General features: G+C 71.0%; 16 protein-coding genes. 5 read left to right on the plus strand and 11 right to left on the minus strand.

Translation table 11 applies throughout. The features are described from left to right. Positions 1–3 precede the first annotated feature (3 nt). The 6 genes from ACXR2U_RS05860 to ACXR2U_RS05885 form a co-directional block, all read right to left on the minus strand. Positions 4–1,014, minus strand: a complete 1,011-nt coding sequence (locus ACXR2U_RS05860) for an ABC transporter permease (protein ID WP_458824000.1) — start codon at positions 1,012–1,014, stop codon at positions 4–6. A gap of 134 nt (positions 1,015–1,148) precedes the next feature. After that, complete coding sequence (locus ACXR2U_RS05865) at positions 1,149–2,891, minus strand: ABC transporter substrate-binding protein (RefSeq protein ID WP_458824001.1); 1,743 nt, start codon at positions 2,889–2,891, stop codon at positions 1,149–1,151. Between the two features lie 106 nt (positions 2,892–2,997). Continuing rightward, positions 2,998–4,029 (minus strand): ABC transporter permease, encoded by a 1,032-nt coding sequence (locus ACXR2U_RS05870; RefSeq protein ID WP_458824057.1) that lies wholly within the window; start codon positions 4,027–4,029, stop codon positions 2,998–3,000. A 298-nt stretch (positions 4,030–4,327) separates the two neighbouring features. Beyond that, positions 4,328–4,633 carry a hypothetical protein gene (locus ACXR2U_RS05875; RefSeq protein ID WP_458824002.1) on the minus strand — a complete coding sequence of 102 codons (306 nt, stop codon included), beginning with the start codon at positions 4,631–4,633 and terminating at the stop codon, positions 4,328–4,330. Between the two features lie 61 nt (positions 4,634–4,694). Beyond that, on the minus strand, positions 4,695–5,498 hold the full coding sequence (locus ACXR2U_RS05880; protein ID WP_458824003.1) for a nitrilase-related carbon-nitrogen hydrolase: 804 nt from the start codon (positions 5,496–5,498) through the stop codon (positions 4,695–4,697). Between the two features lie 2 nt (positions 5,499–5,500). Further along, positions 5,501–6,619 (minus strand): aminotransferase class I/II-fold pyridoxal phosphate-dependent enzyme, encoded by a 1,119-nt coding sequence (locus ACXR2U_RS05885; protein WP_458824058.1) that lies wholly within the window; start codon positions 6,617–6,619, stop codon positions 5,501–5,503. A gap of 257 nt (positions 6,620–6,876) precedes the next feature. Here ACXR2U_RS05885 and ACXR2U_RS05890 point away from each other — a divergent pair, with 257 nt between their 5' ends. Next, entirely contained in the window at positions 6,877–7,860 is a 984-nt protein-coding gene (locus ACXR2U_RS05890) for a type IV toxin-antitoxin system AbiEi family antitoxin domain-containing protein (protein WP_458824004.1), read from the plus strand. 116 nt (positions 7,861–7,976) lie between these two features. On the opposite strand, the gene typA is transcribed toward ACXR2U_RS05890, so the two are convergent. Both typA and ACXR2U_RS05900 read right to left on the minus strand, forming a co-directional pair. Next, complete coding sequence (typA, locus tag ACXR2U_RS05895) at positions 7,977–9,866, minus strand: translational GTPase TypA (protein WP_458824005.1); 1,890 nt, start codon at positions 9,864–9,866, stop codon at positions 7,977–7,979. Positions 9,867–9,907: 41 nt separating this feature from the next. Beyond that, positions 9,908–10,399: a hypothetical protein gene (locus tag ACXR2U_RS05900; protein WP_458824006.1), complete on the minus strand. Its 492-nt coding sequence runs from the start codon at positions 10,397–10,399 to the stop codon at positions 9,908–9,910. A gap of 87 nt (positions 10,400–10,486) precedes the next feature. On the opposite strand from ACXR2U_RS05900, the gene ACXR2U_RS05905 reads away from it, so the two are divergent. Beyond that, entirely contained in the window at positions 10,487–10,942 is a 456-nt protein-coding gene (locus ACXR2U_RS05905) for a flavin reductase family protein (RefSeq protein WP_458824060.1), read from the plus strand. Between the two features lie 11 nt (positions 10,943–10,953). Here the strand turns inward: ACXR2U_RS05905 and ACXR2U_RS05910 are convergent, their stop codons facing one another. The 3 genes from ACXR2U_RS05910 to ACXR2U_RS05920 are packed head-to-tail and all read right to left on the minus strand — an operon-like array spanning position 10,954 to position 13,921. Beyond that, a complete protein-coding gene (locus tag ACXR2U_RS05910; protein ID WP_458824007.1) occupies positions 10,954–12,129 on the minus strand; it encodes a type III PLP-dependent enzyme domain-containing protein in 1,176 nt (391 codons plus the stop codon). Beyond that, complete coding sequence (locus ACXR2U_RS05915) at positions 12,126–13,325, minus strand: MFS transporter (RefSeq protein ID WP_458824008.1); 1,200 nt, start codon at positions 13,323–13,325, stop codon at positions 12,126–12,128. Before ACXR2U_RS05915 ends, ACXR2U_RS05910 begins: the two co-directional genes overlap by 4 nt. After that, the gene (locus ACXR2U_RS05920; protein ID WP_458824009.1) at positions 13,322–13,921 is read right to left on the minus strand and encodes a TetR/AcrR family transcriptional regulator; all 600 of its coding nucleotides are present in this window, start codon (positions 13,919–13,921) and stop codon (positions 13,322–13,324) included. The genes ACXR2U_RS05915 and ACXR2U_RS05920 overlap by 4 nt, the downstream gene beginning before the upstream one ends. 91 nt (positions 13,922–14,012) lie before the next feature. Between ACXR2U_RS05920 and ACXR2U_RS05925 the strand changes: the two genes are divergently transcribed. Genes ACXR2U_RS05925 through ACXR2U_RS05935 form a run of 3 tightly spaced genes read left to right on the plus strand, consistent with a single transcriptional unit; the run spans position 14,013 to position 18,217 of the window. Next, positions 14,013–15,302 carry a D-arabinono-1,4-lactone oxidase gene (locus tag ACXR2U_RS05925; RefSeq protein ID WP_458824010.1) on the plus strand — a complete coding sequence of 430 codons (1,290 nt, stop codon included), beginning with the start codon at positions 14,013–14,015 and terminating at the stop codon, positions 15,300–15,302. A 46-nt stretch (positions 15,303–15,348) separates the two neighbouring features. Then, positions 15,349–16,665: an MFS transporter gene (locus ACXR2U_RS05930; RefSeq protein ID WP_458824011.1), complete on the plus strand. Its 1,317-nt coding sequence runs from the start codon at positions 15,349–15,351 to the stop codon at positions 16,663–16,665. 10 nt (positions 16,666–16,675) lie between these two features. Beyond that, positions 16,676–18,217: a fatty acyl-CoA synthetase gene (locus ACXR2U_RS05935; protein ID WP_458824012.1), complete on the plus strand. Its 1,542-nt coding sequence runs from the start codon at positions 16,676–16,678 to the stop codon at positions 18,215–18,217. The last annotated feature ends 1 nt before the right edge of the window (position 18,218 follow it).

Genomic DNA, 18,218 nt, shown 5'->3' on the forward strand with positions numbered 1-18,218 from the left:
CTCTCAGTACCTGACGCGCGGGTCGATGAAGCCGTACAGCACGTCGACCACGAGGTTAGCCACGATGACGAACGCCGCCGACAGCAGCACGATGATCGTGGTGACCGGCAGGTCGAACTGCCGAGCCGCGAGCACCGCCGCGTTGCCGACCCCCTGGTAGCCGAAGATCGACTCCGTGATCGGCGCGCCGGCGAGCAGGACGCCGAGGTCGAGCCCGGCGATGGTCACGATCGGGGTCAGCGCCGCACGGAACGTGTGCTTGAAGACGATGCGGGGGCGTTTGAGCCCCTTCGCTCTCGCGGTGCGCAGGTAGTCCTCGTTCATGGTCTCGAGCATGTACGTCCTGGTGATCCGGACGTAGCCCGCGGCGTAGACCAGCGCGAGGGTCAGACACGGGAGTATCAAGCCCTCGAGGAACTGCGCGAAGTTCTGGGTGGGAGACACGTAGGTCGGTGTCGGTAGCCACTTGAACTGGAACACGACCAGTTGCAACAGCAGCAGTGACAGGAAGAACGTCGGGAACGAGTAGGCGATCAGCGACGCGGACACGATGCCGCGGTCGGTGAACTTGCCGCGTCTCAAGGCGGCCGCGATCCCCAACAGGACGCCGCCGATGATCCAGAGGACGAACGCCCCGAGCGACAGGAAGATCGTCACCGGGATGCGGGGCTTGAGGTAGGTCCAGATGAGGCTGTTGCGCAGCGGCGAGTAGCCGAGGCAGGGCGCGTCGCACGTGACGATGAGGTCCGGGCGCGCCTTCTTGAGCTCGGCGTTGTCGGGGAACTGTCGCGCGTGGACGAAGCCACCGACGAAGTCGACGTACTGCTGGGGCAACGACTTGTCGAGGCCCAGGTACTTGCGGTTGTTCTCGATGCCCGCGGCGGTGCAGTTCTTGCCGCAGGTGAGGCGAGCGGGGTCCGTGGGCGTGGCGTAGAAGAGCAGGAACGTCACGAGGCTCATGACGATGAGCAGCAGAACGGCGCCGATCAGGCGACGGATGACGTAGAAGAACATGCTGGAGGCCCGGGATCGCCGGGCGGACCCCTCTCTGCGGGACGGTGGGGCGCCACGGGCGGCGGGTGACCGACGAGGTGTCGGCCACCCGCCGCCCGGGTGGAACGGTGGTGCCCTGCTAGGTGACTAGGACGTCACGCAGCGCCGAGCTGCCCGAGGTCCGGGTAACCGTTGGTCGAGGCGGACTCGACGTAGTTGGTGACCTTCGACCCGTGCAGACGCGGGAACGCCGGGTTGTCGAGCGGGATGTACGCGACCTCCTTGGCCAAGGACTCGTCCAGGTCGCCCCAGATCTTGGCACGCGCCGCGTCGTCCGAGGTGGCGTACGCCTCGTCGATCTTGGCGTTGGTCTCGTCGCTGTCGTAGTAGCCGTAGTCCTGGCCGTTCGACTGCGCCGACAGGTTCACGCGGCTGTCGAACAGCGGCGGGATGACCGTCGAGGCGTTCGGCCAGTCAGCACCCCAGCCGGCCCAGGTCAGGTCGTACGTCTGCGCGTTCTCCGGGCTCTGGATGACGCTGTAGTACGTGTCGGCCAGACCGTTGAGGGTGACGTTGAAGCCGGCCTTGTCGTAGGCCGCCTTCAGCGCCGCCGCCTGCTTGTCCGAGGTCGGGGTGCCACCGCTGTAGGTGAGACGCAGCGGGTAGGGGATCTTGACGCCGGCCTGCTGGAGCAGGGCCTTCGCCTTGTCCGGGTCACCCGTGTCGGGGACGTCGTACGCCTTGAACTGCTTGTAGCCACCGGCCTCGCCGATGTCCGGGAGCACCAGGCCGTAGGCGGGCTTGGCGACAGCCTCGCCACCCTCGGCGGTGATGTAGCCCGAACGGTCGGTCGCGACGGCGATGGCCTGACGCACCAACGGGTTGGTGACGGTCTTGAAGTTCGGCAGCAGGTAGTCGACGAACGGCGACGCCGGCGAGGTGAACCGGTCCTTCTGCTGCGCGACGCGCGCGAGGTACGCGGGCGGCGCGACGCGGTCGGTGACCAGGTACTGGTCGTCACCGCTGTCGGCGAGCAGACGGTCGAACACCGTCTCGGTGGCGAGGCCCTCGAGGAAGGTGATCTTGTCCGGGAGCGCCTTGCGGATCGACGTGTCGTCGGTCGACGGGTCGTAGTTGGGGTTGCGGACGAACGTGCCGCCCTTGCCCTCGGTCCAGGTGCCGTCGAGCATGTACGGGCCGTCGGAGAAGACGGCGAAGTTGCTCTGCGCCGCCTTGTCCTGCGAGGCCTTGTACGGCGCGAAGGCCGGCAGCGTGGTGGCGAAGTTGAAGTCGGGGACCGACTTCTTCAGCTTGAAGGTGAGCTTCTGGCCGTCGCAGGTGACGGCCTTGTCGTAGTCCGCCTGGCCGACCTTGGTGTACGGGCCCTTGTACGCGCTGGAGCCGTCCGAGGCGGTCGGGATGTCGAGGAACTGGATGGCGTAGTTCGGGCCACCGGTGATGACGTCGACGGCGAAGGTACGGGAGATGCCGTACTTGACGTCGTCGCAGCTCACGACCGAGCCGTCCTGCCACTTGACGTTGTCCTTCAGCGTGAAGGTCCACGTCTTGTTGCCGTCCGACGCCGTGCCGGTGTCGGTGGCGAGGTCGGGGTGCAGCTCGTTGCTCTCCGGGCCGGCACCGGTGCCGTACTGCACCAGGGTGCGGGTGAAGAGGCGCGACGAGTTCGCGATGTCACGGCCGATGTACACGCGCTGCGGGTCCCAGTGCTCCACGTTGCGGGTACCGGTCGTGTAGAAGAGCGTGCCGCCCTTCTTGTCCGAGGACGCCGACGAGCTGTCACCGTTCCCGCCACCACCGCCCGAACCGCATGCGCTCAGCACCGAGACACCGAGGCCCGCCACGAGGACGGCGGTGCCGAGGCGAGTCCTGTTTCTCACCATGCAACCTTTCGTGTTGATCGGGGGCCGCTTGTGGCGACCCATCAGAACGGGACGGGTGTCCCGCCATGAGTAGAGGGGGCGTCGACCATCCGGATCGACACGGTCACCGCGTCGACTTCGGGTCGAGGGCGTCGCGCAGGCCGTCACCGAGGAGGTTGAACGACAGCACGACCAGCACGAGCACGATGCCCGGCAGGTAGAAGTACGCCGGGTCGACCGTCGAGTACGACACCGAGTCGTTGAGGATGTTGCCGAGGCTCGGGGTCGGCGACTGCAGACCGACGCCGAGGAACGACAGCGCCGCCTCCGCGCCGATGTTGAGCGGGAGCTGCAGCGACACGAACACGATGAGCGGCGCCCACAGGTTCGGCAGCATCTCCTTGATCCAGATGCGGCGCCGGGTCGCGCCGAGGCTCTGCGCGGCCTCGACGAACTCGCGGCTGCGCATCGTCAGCACCTGCCCGCGGATGATGCGCGCGAGGTACGGCCAGCCGAAGAAGCCCAGCACGAAGATGAGGTAGACCGCGTCGGTCGGCGTGCCGGACGGCACCCCGAGCGAGGTGATCCGGTCCTTCAGCACCGCCGAGAGCGCCAACAGCATCAGCAGCTGCGGGAAGCTCAGGACGATGTCCATGATCCGGCCGAGCCAGAAGTCGGTCGCCCCGCCCATGTAGCCCGACACGATGCCGACGGCCATGCCGATCACCGAGCTCAGGATGATCGCGCCGGTCGAGATCATCAGCGAGAAGGCGATGCCCAGCACGACCCGCGAGAGGACGTCGCGACCGGTCTGCGGTTCGACGCCGAACGGGTGACCCCACGACGCACCGCCGAAGGCGCCGGTCGGCATCGAGCCGAAGCCCTTGATGAGGTCCGGGTGGAACGTGTACGGGTCGAGGACCCCCGCCGCACGCAGGATCGGCGAGAGGATCGCCGCGACCGTGAAGACGATGACGAGGACCAGTGCTGTGAAGCCGACCTTGTCGCGCTTGAGCCGCGCCCACGCGAGCTGGGTCGGCGAGCGGCCGGCGACCTTGTCCTTGCCGCCGTCCGGCGCACCGCCCATGGTGCCGCCGGTGTCCTCGATCTCGGTGGCGCTGGCTTCCTCGGTGGCGTCGATGGCGCCCAGTGGCATGTTCACGCGGCGACGTCGCCTTCACCGGAGCCGGGCCGACGCCCGTCGCCCGACAGACCCGGGGCTCCGGGCAGTGCGGTCTCGCGACGGTCGAGGGGCGGTGTCATCGGTGCGGCTACTCCTTCGGTGGACGGTCTGACGACGGGCGGCCGGGGGGCTCGCGATGCCCTGGTTCCGGTGGTCTCGAGAGACTTTCGCGGACCACGACAGCCGTACGCCAGGGACCGCAAGAGGTTATTCCTCGGACGTCGGCCGACACCGGCCGGGGATACTTCGTATCCCTATCGTGACCGTTTCGTCACCCCGTGAGATGCCGTCCGACTGCCCGGTTCTGTCCGGGTTCGTCCGGGGTTCCGGCCTTCGCGCGGAGGTCGTGGGCGATCTCCGCGGACAGCCGGCTGAGGCGCCCCAGGACCACCGGACGGGGCGATGTCCACGTGCCACGACGTTCGAGCGTGACGAGCGTGCCGGCCGAGGTCGGCACGACCAGCGCGCGCACCGTGGGGCCCACGGGAACGTCGCGGTCGCCCACCGGCACCCCGCGGACGGCAAGTGCGGCGTGGACGTCCGCGACGTGCACCGAGGGCGGGATCAGGTCGTTCACGCGCAGCACCGGATGCCGTGGGAACCGCGCGAACCCCGGCTCGGGGCGTCTCACGCGCCGCTCACGCGGGCGGGGTGGTGGTCCACGCCGTCGTGCGGTCGGCGAGGAAGCCGAAGCGTTCGCGTGCGGCGGCCACGACCGCCGGGTCCACCTCGGCGACCAGGGTGGTGGCGACGTCACGGGCCTCGACGAGCCGGGTGCCGACCGGGTCCACGATCACGCTGGCGCCGCCGTACGCGACGTCACGCTTCGCGCCCGGTGCGGTGCCGACCCGGTTCACCCCGACGACGTAGGCCATGTTCTCGATGGCGCGGGCACGGAGCAACGCCCGCCAGGGTTCCTGTCGGACGGCCGGCCAGTTCGCCGGGACGACGTAGAGGTCGGTCTGGTCGGCCACGGCGTAGAAGACGTCAGGGAAACGGAGGTCGTAACAGACGAACACCGAGACCCGCGTGCCCTCGACGTCGACGGTCAGCGTGCGGTCGCCCGCCCGGTAGTGCTCGTCCTCGCCTCCGTAGCTGAACGGGTGGATCTTGGCGTAGCGGTGCACCTCCCCGTCCGGTCCGGCGAGGACCGCGACGTTCGCGGGTTTGTCGTGACCGACGTTCCCGCCGCTCGCGGTCTGGGCGATGGATCCGAGCACCCAGCAACGGTTCGCCGCGGCCTGCTCGCGCATCCAGGTCGCGATGAAGCCGTCCTCGGGCTCGGCGATGCGTTCGGGCGCCATCGAGAAGCCGGTCGCGAACATCTCGGACAGCACGACCAGCCGGGCGCCGCCCCCGGCCGCCTGTGCGACCGGGTCGGCGAGCGCGGTGGTCGTCGCCTTCGGGTCCTCCCACACGATGTCGTGTTGGACTGCCGCCACCTTCACGCCGCACCACCGGTCGACACGAGTTCTCCCAGTCGTCGTCGGGCTTCCTGCAGCACCTCGGGACGTTTGCAGAAGGCAAACCGCACGTACGAGTCTCCTTCGTCGCTGTCGTAGAACACGCTCGACGGGATGGCCACGACACCGGCGCGCTCGGGCAGTTCGCGGCAGTGTTCGACCCCGCTGCGGTGGACGTCGACCGTCGCGAAGTACGTCGCCTGCGGGCGCATGACGTCCGGCAGACCGTCACAGAACAGGTCGCGTCGAGCGGCCAGATCCGCCGCCACGGCCGCGTAGTCGTGGTCGGTGGTGGTCTCGAGCGCGTGCGCGACGGCCGGCTGGAACGGGCCGCCGTTGACGTACGTGAGGAACTGCTTGACCCCTCGCGTCGGAGTGACGAGATGGGCCGGACCCGTGGCCCACCCGATCTTCCACCCGGTGACGCTGAAGGTCTTGCCCGCGCTGCCGATCGTCAACGTGCGTTCGGCCATGCCGTCGAGCGTCGCGATCGGCCGGTGCCGGCCGTCGAACACCAGGTGTTCGTAGACCTCGTCGCTCACGACGACCAGATCGTTGCTGCGTGCAACATCGGCGACCTGCTCGAGCTCGGCGTCATTGAACACCATCCCCGTCGGGTTGTGCGGGGTGTTGAGCAGGATGAGCCGGGTGCGCGGCGTGACCGCAGCGAGCAGCTCGTCGGGGTCGAACGTCCAGTGGGTGGGTGCGCCCGCCGCGGCCGGTTGCGGGCGCAGCGTCACGACCTTCCGGGTGCACCCGGCGAGGGTGACGGTCGCGGCGTAGGAGTCGTAGTACGGCTCGAACATCACGACCTCGTCGCCCGGGTCGGTGAGCCCCAACACGGCCGACGCGATTGCCTCGGTCGCGCCCGCGGTCACGAGCGTGCCGGTGTCGGGGTCGACCTCGAGGCCGTAGTGGTGCCACTGGTGCGCCGCCACCGCCCGCCGCAGCTCCGGGATCCCCGGCCCCGGCGGGTACTGGTTGTGCTCCCCCGACCGGATCGCCGCCACGGCGTCCTCGAGCAGCTGCCGCGGCCCGTCGGTGTCCGGGAACCCCTGACCGAGGTTGATTGACCCGGTCGCCACCGCGAGCGCCGACATCTCCGCGAAGATCGTGGTCCCCACGTCCAACCGCACCCGCCGACCTTAACCCCGCTCCCCCGCCGCTGGACAGGCTCGGCGATCCCGCCGCGCCCGCGGATGGTGGTCCGAGCGTCATCATCGGACGGCTGGCGCGACGCCTCGACCACCATCCGGACGCATGGGCCGTTGGCAAGCCCCACTCCCGATCTGTGGACGACGCCGGCGCCTGTGGATGACGGAACGGTCGATGTGCGGATCTCCGAGAGCCTGGGCGGATGCGACCCGTTCCGAGCCCCGCCGTGTGGAGGTGCGGGGTGTTCACGGTGGCCGAGGCGCAGGCGGAGGGCTGGACGCCGTCGGCGTTGCGGCACGCCGTACGAGCTGGCCGCCTGATCCGGCTGCGGCCGGGCGTCTTCGCGGTGCCGCCGCTCGACGGCCCTGGTCGGCCCACCGAGTTGCTCGCCCAGCGCGCGGTGGGCGCGGCCGTGGCGAACCACGGCGTCCACGTCAGCCATCTCGCCGCCGCCCGCCTGGCCCGGATCGACAGTTGGGCACCCGAGCCGCACCCGTGCGTGACCCACAGCGGAACGGCGGTCAGCGCGATCGAGGGCGTCCACGCCCACCGGGCCGACCTGCCACCCTCGGCGACGGCTGTCCTGGGTGTCGACCTGCTGGTGACCGCGCCGGGGCGCACCGTCGTCGACGTCGCGCGCGAGTTCGGCGTCGAGGCAGGTGTCGTCGTGGCCGACTCCGCGTTGCGGACGCGTCTGGGCGCGCGTGAGCGGCTGGACCACGCGGTACGACAGGCGCGGGGACGGCCGCGCGTCGACCGGGCGCGATCCGCGGTGGAGTTCGCGGACGCGCGCTCGGAGAGCGTGCTCGAGTCGCGGAGCCGTCACCGGATGGCGGTCGCCGGCCTGCCCGCGCCGTTGACGCAGGTCGACATCCTCACCCTCTCGGGACGCCTGGTCGGTCGGGCCGACTTCTACTGGCCGGAGTTCGGGGTGATCGGTGAGGCCGACGGCCTGGGCAAGTACGACGGCTTCCGCAGCCTCACCGCGGAGAAGCTGCGCGAGGACGCGTTGCGGGACCTCGGCCTCGAGATCGCCCGGTGGGTCTGGGACGACCTGGAGCCGTTCGACGTGGTCCGGGCCCGTATCGAGCGCGCCTTTGCCCGCGGCGCCGTGAAGACCGGCCCGCGTCGCTGGCGGGCGGTGCAGCGTCCGTGGCAGCACCTGCCGCCGCGGAAGGTGGTCTGAGCGTCGCGCAGATCGTCACGGAGCGACGCTCAGACCACCAACCACGACCTTGCGGTGGTGCGCTGGTGGTCCCGCCCTCAGCCGGGGACCTTCTGAGCCCGGCCGGACCGCCCGCGTCAGCCCTTCGAGGCGGCGCGGGCGCGGCCGCGGGCCTTCTCGCGGTCCTGGGCCGAGAGGTGGACCTTGCGGATCCGGACGATGTCGGGGGTGACCTCGACGCACTCGTCCTCGCGGCAGAACTCCAGGCACTGCTCCAGCGAGAGCTGACGGTGCGGGATGAGCGGGATCAGCACGTCGGAGGACGAGGCCCGCACGTTCGTGAGCTTCTTCTCCTTCGTGGGGTTCACGTCCATGTCGTCGGCGCGGGAGTTCTCGCCGACGATCATGCCCTCGTACACCTCGGTGCCGGGGCCGACGAACATCGTGCCGCGCTCCTGCAGGTTCGCCAGGGCGTAGCCGGTGGTCGGGCCCTTGCGGTCGGCGACCAGCGAGCCCGAGGAGCGGGTGCGCAGCTCCCCGTGCCAGGGCGCGTAGCCCTCGTGGATGTGGTGCAGCAGGCCGGTGCCGCGGGTCTCGGTGAGGAACTCGGTGCGGAAGCCGATGAGCCCGCGGGCGGGGACGATGTACTCCATCCGGATCCAGCCGGTGCCGTGGTCGGTCATCTGCTCCAGCCGGCCCTTGCGCAGCGCCAGCAGCTGGATGAGCACGCCCTGGTACTCCGACGGCGCGTCGATGGTCATCCGCTCCATCGGTTCGTGCACCTTGCCGTCGACCAGCTTGGTGACGACCTGCGGCTTGCCGACCGTGAGCTCGAAGCCCTCGCGCCGCATGAGCTCGACGAGGATCGCCAGCTGCAACTCGCCGCGGCCCTGGACCTCCCAGGTGTCCGGACGCTCGGTCGGCTCGACCCGGATCGACACGTTGCCGACGAGCTCGGCGTCGAGGCGGTTCTTCACCAGGCGGGCGGTGAGCTTCTTGCCGCTCTGGCCGGCGAGGGGCGAGGTGTTGATGCCGACGGTCATCGAGATGGACGGCTCGTCGATGGTGATGACCGGCAACGGCACGGGGTTCTCGACGTCGGCGAGGGTCTCGCCGATGGTGATGTCCGGGATGCCGGCGATGGCGATGATGTCGCCGGGGCCGGCCGATTCGGCGGGCACGCGCTCGAGCGCCTGGGTCATGAGCAGCTCGGTGATCTTGACCCGCTCGATCGTGCCGTCGGCGCGGCACCACGCGGCCTGCTGGCCCTTGGTGATCGTGCCGTTGTGCACGCGACAGAGCGCGAGCCGGCCGAGGTACGGCGAGGAGTCGAGGTTGGTGACGTGCGCCTGCAGCGCCGCGCCCTCGGTGTACACCGGCGCCGGGATGGCCGTCATCAGCGTCTCGAACAGCGGTTCGAGGTCGGGCGAGTCCGGGATGCCGCCGTCCTCGGGACGGGTCAGCGACGCCTTCCCGTTCTTGGCCGAGGCGTAAACGATCGGGAACTCGATCTGGTGCTCGTCGGCGTCGAGGTCGAGGAACAGCTCGTAGGCCTCGTCGACGACCTCGGCGATGCGGGCGTCGGGTCGGTCGGTCTTGTTGATCACGAGGATGACGGGGAGCTTGGCCTCGAGCGCCTTGCGCAGCACGAAACGGGTCTGCGGCAGGGGGCCCTCGGAGGCGTCGACGAGCAGCACGACGCCGTCGACCATGGAGAGCCCGCGCTCGACCTCGCCGCCGAAGTCGGCGTGGCCCGGGGTGTCGATGATGTTGACGGTGACGACCTGGCCGGACGCCATCTTGTGCTCGACGGCCGTGTTCTTCGCGAGGATCGTGATGCCCTTCTCGCGCTCGAGGTCCATCGAATCCATGACGCGCTCGTTGACGTCGCCGGACTCCTCCTGGTGCGCGGTGAACGCACCGGACTGCCAGAGCATCGCGTCGACCAGGGTGGTCTTGCCGTGGTCGACGTGGGCGACGATCGCGACGTTGCGCAGATCGTCGCGGGACGCGGTGGAGCCGGTCATGAAGGGGCCTTTCGAGCGTGGAGAGGTGGAACGCGTGACGGTCAGGCGAGTGCCGGACCGGGAGCGGGGTGGGGCCGACGGCCTCCGAAGGCGAGCCAACCCCAGGCGAGCAGGAGCACCGTCGCACCCGTCAGCGACGCGATGGCCGCCGTCGGGTTCCAGCGGGTGGGCAACGGGACGATGACGTCGGGAGTCGACGGGTCGTAGACGACCGTGTGCGCGCTGTCCTGGGTCCAACCGGCGACGCCGGTGAGCGGACCGATGACGAGGTTGCCGTCGGTGGAGGTGAAGGTGCCGGTCGCGAGGCAGACGGTGCCGCCGCAACTGCGGTTGTCGACGAGGAACGTGCCGGGGATCCCCGGCACCTGGCGGTGCGCGTGCTCGGTCCAGGTCGCGACGCCCAGGACGATGCCGGTCACGCACAACGCCGGGAGGACGATCCAGAACACCACCGCGGCCAGCCGGGCGAGGCCGGAGGGGTCGCGGGGTCCGCCGGTGGCCGCCCGTGGTGCGGGCGCGGCGAACGAGGTCACACCGCCCAGGGTACCGGGGGTCAGGGGTTGCGGGCGTCCTACGCTCAGGGCGTGACCGAATGCCCGGACGAGGTGCGCCCCGACGTCATGCGGACCGTGCTCGGCCACTTCCTCTCGGGGGTCACGGTCGTCACCGCGATGGACGACGACGGCGAACCGGTCGGTTTCACCTGCCAGTCGTTCTCGTCACTGTCACTCGAACCCCCGCTCATCGCCATCTTCCCGGCGCGGACCTCGAGCACCTGGCCGCGGATCCGCGACATCGGGCGGTTCTGCGTCAACGTCCTCGCCCAGGGCCAGGCCGACCTCTCGGCCCGGTTCGCCGGGCCCGGCGACCGGTTCGACGGCGTCGCCTGGTCGGCCTCCCCGCTGGGCTCGCCGCAGCTCAACGGGGTGGTGGCGTGGATCGACTGCACGCTCTGGCGCGAGTACGACGGCGGTGACCACACGATCGTCGCGGGGCACGTCGAGCACCTCGGCGCGGTCAGCGAGGTCGGCCCGCTCGCCTTCCACCGCGGCACGTACGCCCAGCTGCCAACCTGAGACCTCCGGCCTCAGCCGAAGGTCCGCCCCTCGCCCCGGTAGGTCGGCACCACGTCGACGACGGCCGGGCCGTCCGGGGTGTCGTCGACCAGGTGCACGGCGTCGAACCGCTCGCACACCTCCCCCGCCTTGGCGGCCCGGAACCAGACGGCGTCACCGACGTGCAGCCCGCTCCCACCGCGCAGCGGGGTCTGCACCTCGCCCGCGGCCTCGGCGCGCAGCAGCCCCAGCCCGCGCGGCCACACCGGGGTCGGCACCCGACTGCTCCCCGGCGGCCCGGACGCGACGTAGCCCCCGTAGGCCGCGGTGACGACGCCCGGGGTCGGTCGCCGCACCACCGGCAGGGCGAAGAACAGCGACGGGTCGGGCCGGAAGCTGCGGTAGCCGTCGAACAGGGTCGGGACGTAGAGCCCGGAGCCCGCGGTGACCTCGGTGACCACCGGGTCCGACGCGCTGGCGGCCACCGAGCCGCTGCCGCCGGAGTTGACCAGGTCGAGCGGGCCGACCTCGGCGGTGACCGCCCGCACCACCGCGGCCCGGCGGATGGCGAGATCGCGCAACGACAGCCGCTTGACCAGCCGGACGGCCGCAGAGGTGTCGGGCAGCCCCGCGACCTGCGCCTCGTAGAACATGACGCCCCGCACCCGGAATCCGCGCGCCGCGACCCGACCCGCGAGCGCGGCCACCTGCTCGGGCGTCCGCAGGGGTGATCGACGCACCCCGAGGTGGACCCGTCCCAGCCGCAGCGAGGCGTCGACGTCGAGGCAGACCGAGGCGCCCGGCGGCGCGAAGTCCAACTGCGCGACGTCGTCGACCATCAGCGTGACCGGTGCACCATGCAACGATGCCAGGCCGGCGCGGTCGACCGACGGGTACCCGAGCAGGACATCCTCGATCCCGTGGTCGACCAACCAGCGCGCCTCACGCGGCGAGTAGCCCATGACCCCCTGCACCCCGGTGCGGCCGAGGACGTCGGACAGGACCCACCGCACCCGCACCGACTTCGACGCGATGCGGATCGGTGTGCCGCCCGCGCGGCGGACCAGGTCGGCGGCGTTGCGCCGCAACGTCGGCACGTGCAGCGCCAGGACGGGCCCGTCGAGCCCCTCGCAGGCCGCCGCGACCGCCTCGACCGCGTCGCCTTCGACGCGCACCGGGTGCAACGGTGTCCGGACCGGAGCGTTCACGTGACCACATCTCCTCGGTCGACCCCTACGGGTCGGGTGGCGAAGGCCCGCGCGAGCCCGAGCAGCACCGCGGCGAGCACCAGGGGCAGGACGAAACCGACGCGCAGCGAGCCGGCGCCGATCAACCCGACCGACACCCCGCCCACGACCGCGCCGAGGTAGTTGAAGACGTTCACTCGGGCGACGACGGCGTCCGCGCCGCCCGGCGCCAGGGCCCCGGCCGCGGAGAAGCACAGCGGCGCGACGACGGGCAGAGCCACACCGACGACGCCGAAACCGACGATGGCCACGAGCGGCCCGGGGGCGACGACGACGACCAGCAGTCCGAGCGTCCCGACCACCGCCGCCAGCCGCACGGTGGCGACGATCCCGGCGCGACGCACCACGTGGTCGCCGCCGAGCCGGGCCAGCACCGAGGTCGCCTGGTAGGCGGCGTAGGCGAAGGCGGCGACGGTGTCGGTCGCGCCGAGCGTGTCGTGGAGGTAGATGGCCGACCAGTTCGAGGTGGCGCCGTCGGCGACGTAGAAGCAGGCCATCGCCGCACCGAGCAACAGCACCGGACGCCACGGCACGGTGAGCGGGGCGTCACCGGGCACGGTTGCATCATGCAGCGATCGGCCCGACGCCAGCGATCGGCCCGAGACCACCGCCAGTACGGCGACGGCCACCGATCCGGCGAGCACCGAGGCGCTCAACGGCAGGTCGATCCGCTCCGAGAGCGCGACCCACAGCGCCCCGAGGATGCCCGCTGCCGACCACACCGCGTGGAACGAGGTCAGGATGCTGCGGCCGTAGCCGTGCTGCACCGCGACCGCCTGCATGTTGGACCCGGCGTCGACCGCCCCGAGGCCGAGCCCGTAGAGCGCGAAACCCGCGACGAACACCGGCAGGTCGGGTGCCAGGGCCACAGCGACCGACGCGACGACGATCGTGGCCAGCCCGATCCGGAGCGCGACCGCGCTCGAGGCGCGGCGGGCCAACGTCTCCGCGCCGACGCTGCCGGCCCCTGCGAGCAGTGACACCACGAGCACCAGCAACGACACGGTGGTGTCGCCGATCCCCCACCGGTCCTTGAACTGCGGCAGGTGCGTGAGCAGCACCGCGAACAGCAGCCCCTGGGCCCCGAACGCGGCCGAGGTCGCCCAGCGCGCCGATCGCCAGTGCGGCGCGACGACGACCGCTCGCACGGCCGTCACGGCGCGGGTTCCGCGAGCCCGACGACCAACCGCGCGAGGGTCTCGAGGCCGCGACGCGCGGTCCGGGTGTCACGGTCGACCAACCACCGCAGCACGACGCCGTCGAGTTGGGCCAGGACGAAGGCGGCGACCTGGTCGACCGGCACCCGCCACCGCCGTCCCGTGGAACCTTCGGCTGCGACGAGGAAATCACGCACCGCGGCGTGAGACTCCTCGTACTGCCGGCGGGCCGCGTCCCGCAGCGGCTCCTGCCGCAGCGCCATCAGGGTGATCTCGTACGTCAGCAGCTGCCGGTCGCCGGACCGCTCCAACGTGCGCCAGAGGCTGCGGATGCCGCTGAGCAGGACGTCCTCGAGCTTCCCGCCGCCGACCGAGACGGTCGCGGCCGCCCGCAACTCCCGCACCAACCGCGCCGCCATCGCGGCCAGCAGGTCGTCCTTGTCGGTGAAGCAGTAGTGCACGACACCGGTCGAGACGTCCGCCTCCCGCGCCACCTCGCGCACGGTGACGGCCGCGAGGCCCTCGCGTTCGGCCAGCGCGAGCGCGGCGGCGACGAGAGCGTCACGGCGCTCGGACATCCGCAGGCGGTCGGGCACGTCGCGAATCCTTTCCCTGCCGGCCCGATGGGTCAAGACGGTGGGCCGAATGGTTGACACTGGACGCGCGTCCAGATGAAACTCCTCTCCCATGGCGGCTACGTGGCAGAACTGGGCGGGTACCGCCCACGCCAGCCCCATGCGGACGGTGTGGCCGGCCGACATCGAGGAACTGCGAGCCGTGGTCACCGGAACGACGGGCCGGATCAAGGCCATCGGGTCCGGCCACTCGTTCACACCCATCGGCGTGACCGACGGCGTGCTCGTGCACCTCGACCGGCTCTCGGGCCTGGTCGACGTCGACCACGCGCGGTGCACCGCGACGCTGCTCGCAGGCACGACCATCGCCGAGGCCAACCGCCTGCTCGCGGAGCAGGGCCTCGCCCTGCCGAACCTCGGTGACATCGACGCCCAGAGCGTGGCCGGGGCCATCGCCACCGGCACGCACGGCACCGGCGCCCGGTTCACCGGCCTCGCCGCGATGGTGGTCGGCCTGGACCTGCTGACCGCCGACGGCACCGTCCGCCACCTCACCGAGGGCGACGAGTTCCAGGCCGCCCGGGTCGGCCTCGGCGCGCTCGGGATCACCACCGCCGTGACGTTCCGCTGCGAGCCGTCGTTCCTGCTGCGCGCCGTCGAACGCCCGGCCGGGCTCGACGAGACCCTCGAGGGCTTCGACGAATGGGTCGGCAGCCACGACCACGCCGAGTTCTACTGGTTCCCGCACACCCGGCGGGTGCTGACCAAGACCAACGACCGGGTCGACGGCCCGCCCCGACCGTTGCACCGTGCACGCGCCTGGTTCGACGACGAACTCATGTCGAACTCCGTGTTCGAGCAGGCGAACCGCATCGCCACCCGGGCGCCGGCGATCATCCCCCGCCTGAACCGGTTCGCGGCCCGCGCGCTGTCGGCCCGCGAGTACGTCGACACCTCGCACCGGGTCTTCTGTTCACCGCGCCGGGTGGTGTTCCGGGAGACCGAGTACGCGATCCCCCGCGCCGCCCTCGAACCCGTGCTCACCGCGGCGCAGGCCTGGCTGGACCGCAGCGGCGAACGGGTGGCGTTCCCCGTCGAGGTGCGGGTCGCCGCCCCCGACGACGTGTGGCTGTCCACCGGCCACGAGCGCGCCAACGTCTACGTCGCGTTCCACCAGTACGCCCGTCGCGACCACGCCCCGTGGTTCACCGCCGTCGAGGCGGTCCTGCGCGACCACGACGGCCGGCCGCACTGGGGCAAGCTGCACTCCCTGGTCGCCGACGACTTCGCTCGGCTCTACCCGCGGTTCGGCGACTTCCTCACCGTCCGCGACCGCCTCGACCCCGACCGCCGCTTCACCAACGAGCACCTGGACCGGGTGCTGGGCGTCCCGGGTCACTGAGCGCCGAACGCGTGCGAGGGGCCACCGCTGGGCACACTCGACATCCGTGACCGCCAGTTCCGTGTCGACCACCGACACGCCGACCCCACTGCGTCACCGGGTGCGCGGGAACGTCCTGCTGCTGCTGTGCGCGCTCTACGCGATCCTGTACTTCGACCGGGTCAACATCTCCACCGCGGGCCCGAACGGGCTCAAGGCCGACCTCGGGCTCTCGGACTTCCAGTTCGGCCTCGCCATCTCGGCGTTCGCCCTGCCCTATGCGTTGCTGCAGGGCTTCGGCGGGTTCCTCGGTGACAAGGGCGGCGCCCGACGGACCCTGGTGATCGTCTCGGTGGCGTGCGGGATGCTCACCGTCCTCACCGGCCTGGTCAACGGCCTGATCGCGCTGCTGGTCGTCCGGTTCCTGCTCGGAGTCGCCGAGGGCACCGCGTTCCCCACCGCCACCCGCGCGATGTCGACCTGGTTGCCGGTCGACCGCCGTGGCTTCGGCCAGGGCATCGTCCACGCCGCCTCCCGCGGCTCCAACGCGCTCGCCCCGGTCATCGTGTCGGCCCTCATCGCGTTCGAACCGTTGGGCTGGCGCGGGTCGTTCATCGTCGCGGGCGCCGCCGGGATGATCTGGGGGATCATCTGGCTGGTCTACTTCCGGGACCGCCCGCGCGACCACCCGCACGTCCACGACACCGAACTGCGCGAACTCGCCGACACCCCCGACACCAGCAAGGCCACCGAGAAGGTGCCGTGGCGGCGGCTGGTCCCCCGCATCCTCCCGGTCACCCTGACCGACTTCTGCTACGGCTGGATGCTCTGGCTGTACCTCACGTGGATGCCGTCGTTCTTCTCCGACCGGTTCGGGCTGGACCTGCAGAAGTCGGCACTGTTCACCATGGCGACGCTGATCGGCGGGGTGGCGGGCGACTGGCTCGGCGGCATGCTCGTCGACCGCCTGCTGGTCCGGACCGCCAACATCGGGCGCAGCCGGAAGACCGGACTGGTCATCGGGCTCGGGGGCACCGCCGTGTTCGTGACGCCGGTGATCTTCCTGTCCGACGCCGTCGCCATCACCGTCTGCCTCGGGATCGCGTTCTTCTTCCTCGAACTGTGCAACTCGCCGCTCTGGACCATCCCCATGGACATCGCACCGCAGCACAGCGGCACGGCGAGCGGCCTGATGAACACCGGCTTCGGCCTCGCCGGGATCGTGGCGCCACCGATCGTCGGCGCGCTGGTCGACCACGCCACGTGGGGTCTCGTGTTCGGCCTGTCCGCCCTCATCGTGCTGTTCGGGTTGGTGAGCGTGCGCTGGATCAGCCTGCGGCCGCTCCACCACCCGGAACTGGACGCGGGCGTCCCCGAACGGTAGAGACGGGCGGATGGACGTCACCTCCAGCACCGTCGACGACGTCGTCCGGCGCAGCGCCGGCCGTCATCCCGCCCGCACCGCGTTGACGTTCCGGGCCGGCCCCGGGGTCGAGCGGTCCTGGACGTACGCCGAACTCGACGATGCCGTGACCCGCACCGCCGTCTGGCTGCTCGGGCAGGGCCTCTCGCCGGGCGACCGGGTCGCCACCTACGGCCGCAACTCCGACGCGTACCTGCTGGCCTACCTCGGGTGCGCCCGCGCCGGGCTGGTCCACGTGCCGATCAACTACGCGTTGTTCGGCGAGGAACTGCGGTACCTGGTCGAGGACTGCGGCGCGAGCCTGGTGCTGGCCGATCCCGATCTGCGCGAGACCGTCGCACCCGTGGTGCCGCCCGCGACGCCGCTGCTGGGTCTGCACGGTGACGACGACGCCCTGCTCGCCCACGCCTCGACCGGTGACGTCGACGCGCCGGACGTCGAGGTGCGCGAGACCGACGTCGTCCAGCTGCTCTACACGTCCGGCACCACGTCGCGTCCGAAGGGCGCGATCATGACCCACCGCGCGCTGCTGCACGAGTACGTGTCGAGCATCGTGGCGATGTCGCTGCACGAGGACGACGTCCCGCTGCACCCGATGCCGCTCTACCACTCGGCGCAGATGCACGTGTTCCTGTTGCCGTACCTCATGGTCGGCGCCGAGAACCACCTCATGCCGGCCCCCGACGTGCCCGAGATCCTGCGGCGCGTCGAGGCCGACGGCATCCACCAGCTGTTCCTCGCCCCGACCGTCTGGGTGCCGCTGACCAACCACCCCGACTTCGCGACGCGCGACCTCTCCGGGCTGCGCAAGGCCTGCTACGGCGCGTCGATCATGCCCGCGACGACCGTGCACCGGTTGCAGGAACGGTGTCCGGACGCCGGTCTCTACAACTGTTTCGGCCAGTCGGAGATCGGCCCGCTCGCGACCGTCCTGCAGCCCGCCGAGCACACCGACCGGCCGGCGTCGTGCGGCCGCGAGGTGCTGTTCGTCGAGACCCGCATCGTCGACGAGGACGGCGCCGAGGTCGGCCCCGGCACGGCCGGTGAGCTGCTGTACCGCTCGCCGCAGCTGTGCCAGGGCTACTGGAACAAGCCCGAGGAGACCGAGGCCGCGTTCCGCGACGGCTGGTTCCACTCCGGCGACATGGTGGTGAAGGACGCCGAGGGCTACGTGACCGTGGTCGACCGGATCAAGGACGTCATCAACACCGGCGGTGTCCTCGTGGCCTCCCGCGAGGTCGAGGACGCGCTCTACACCCACCCGGCCGTCGCCGAGGTCGCGGTGATCGGCACCCCGCACGAGCGGTGGATCGAGGCCGTGACGGCCTTCGTCGTCCTCCGCGACGGTCAGACGGCCGACGAGGACGCGCTCATCGAGCACACCCGCTCGCGGCTGGCCGCCTTCAAGCGGCCCAAGCGGGTGTTGTTCGTCGAGGAACTCCCCCGCAACGGCTCGGGGAAGTTGCTCAAGCGGGTGCTGCGGACCGACCCGCGCGTCACCGCGGCCGGCTGAC

Source organism: Jatrophihabitans sp. YIM 134969, from assembly GCF_054456675.1.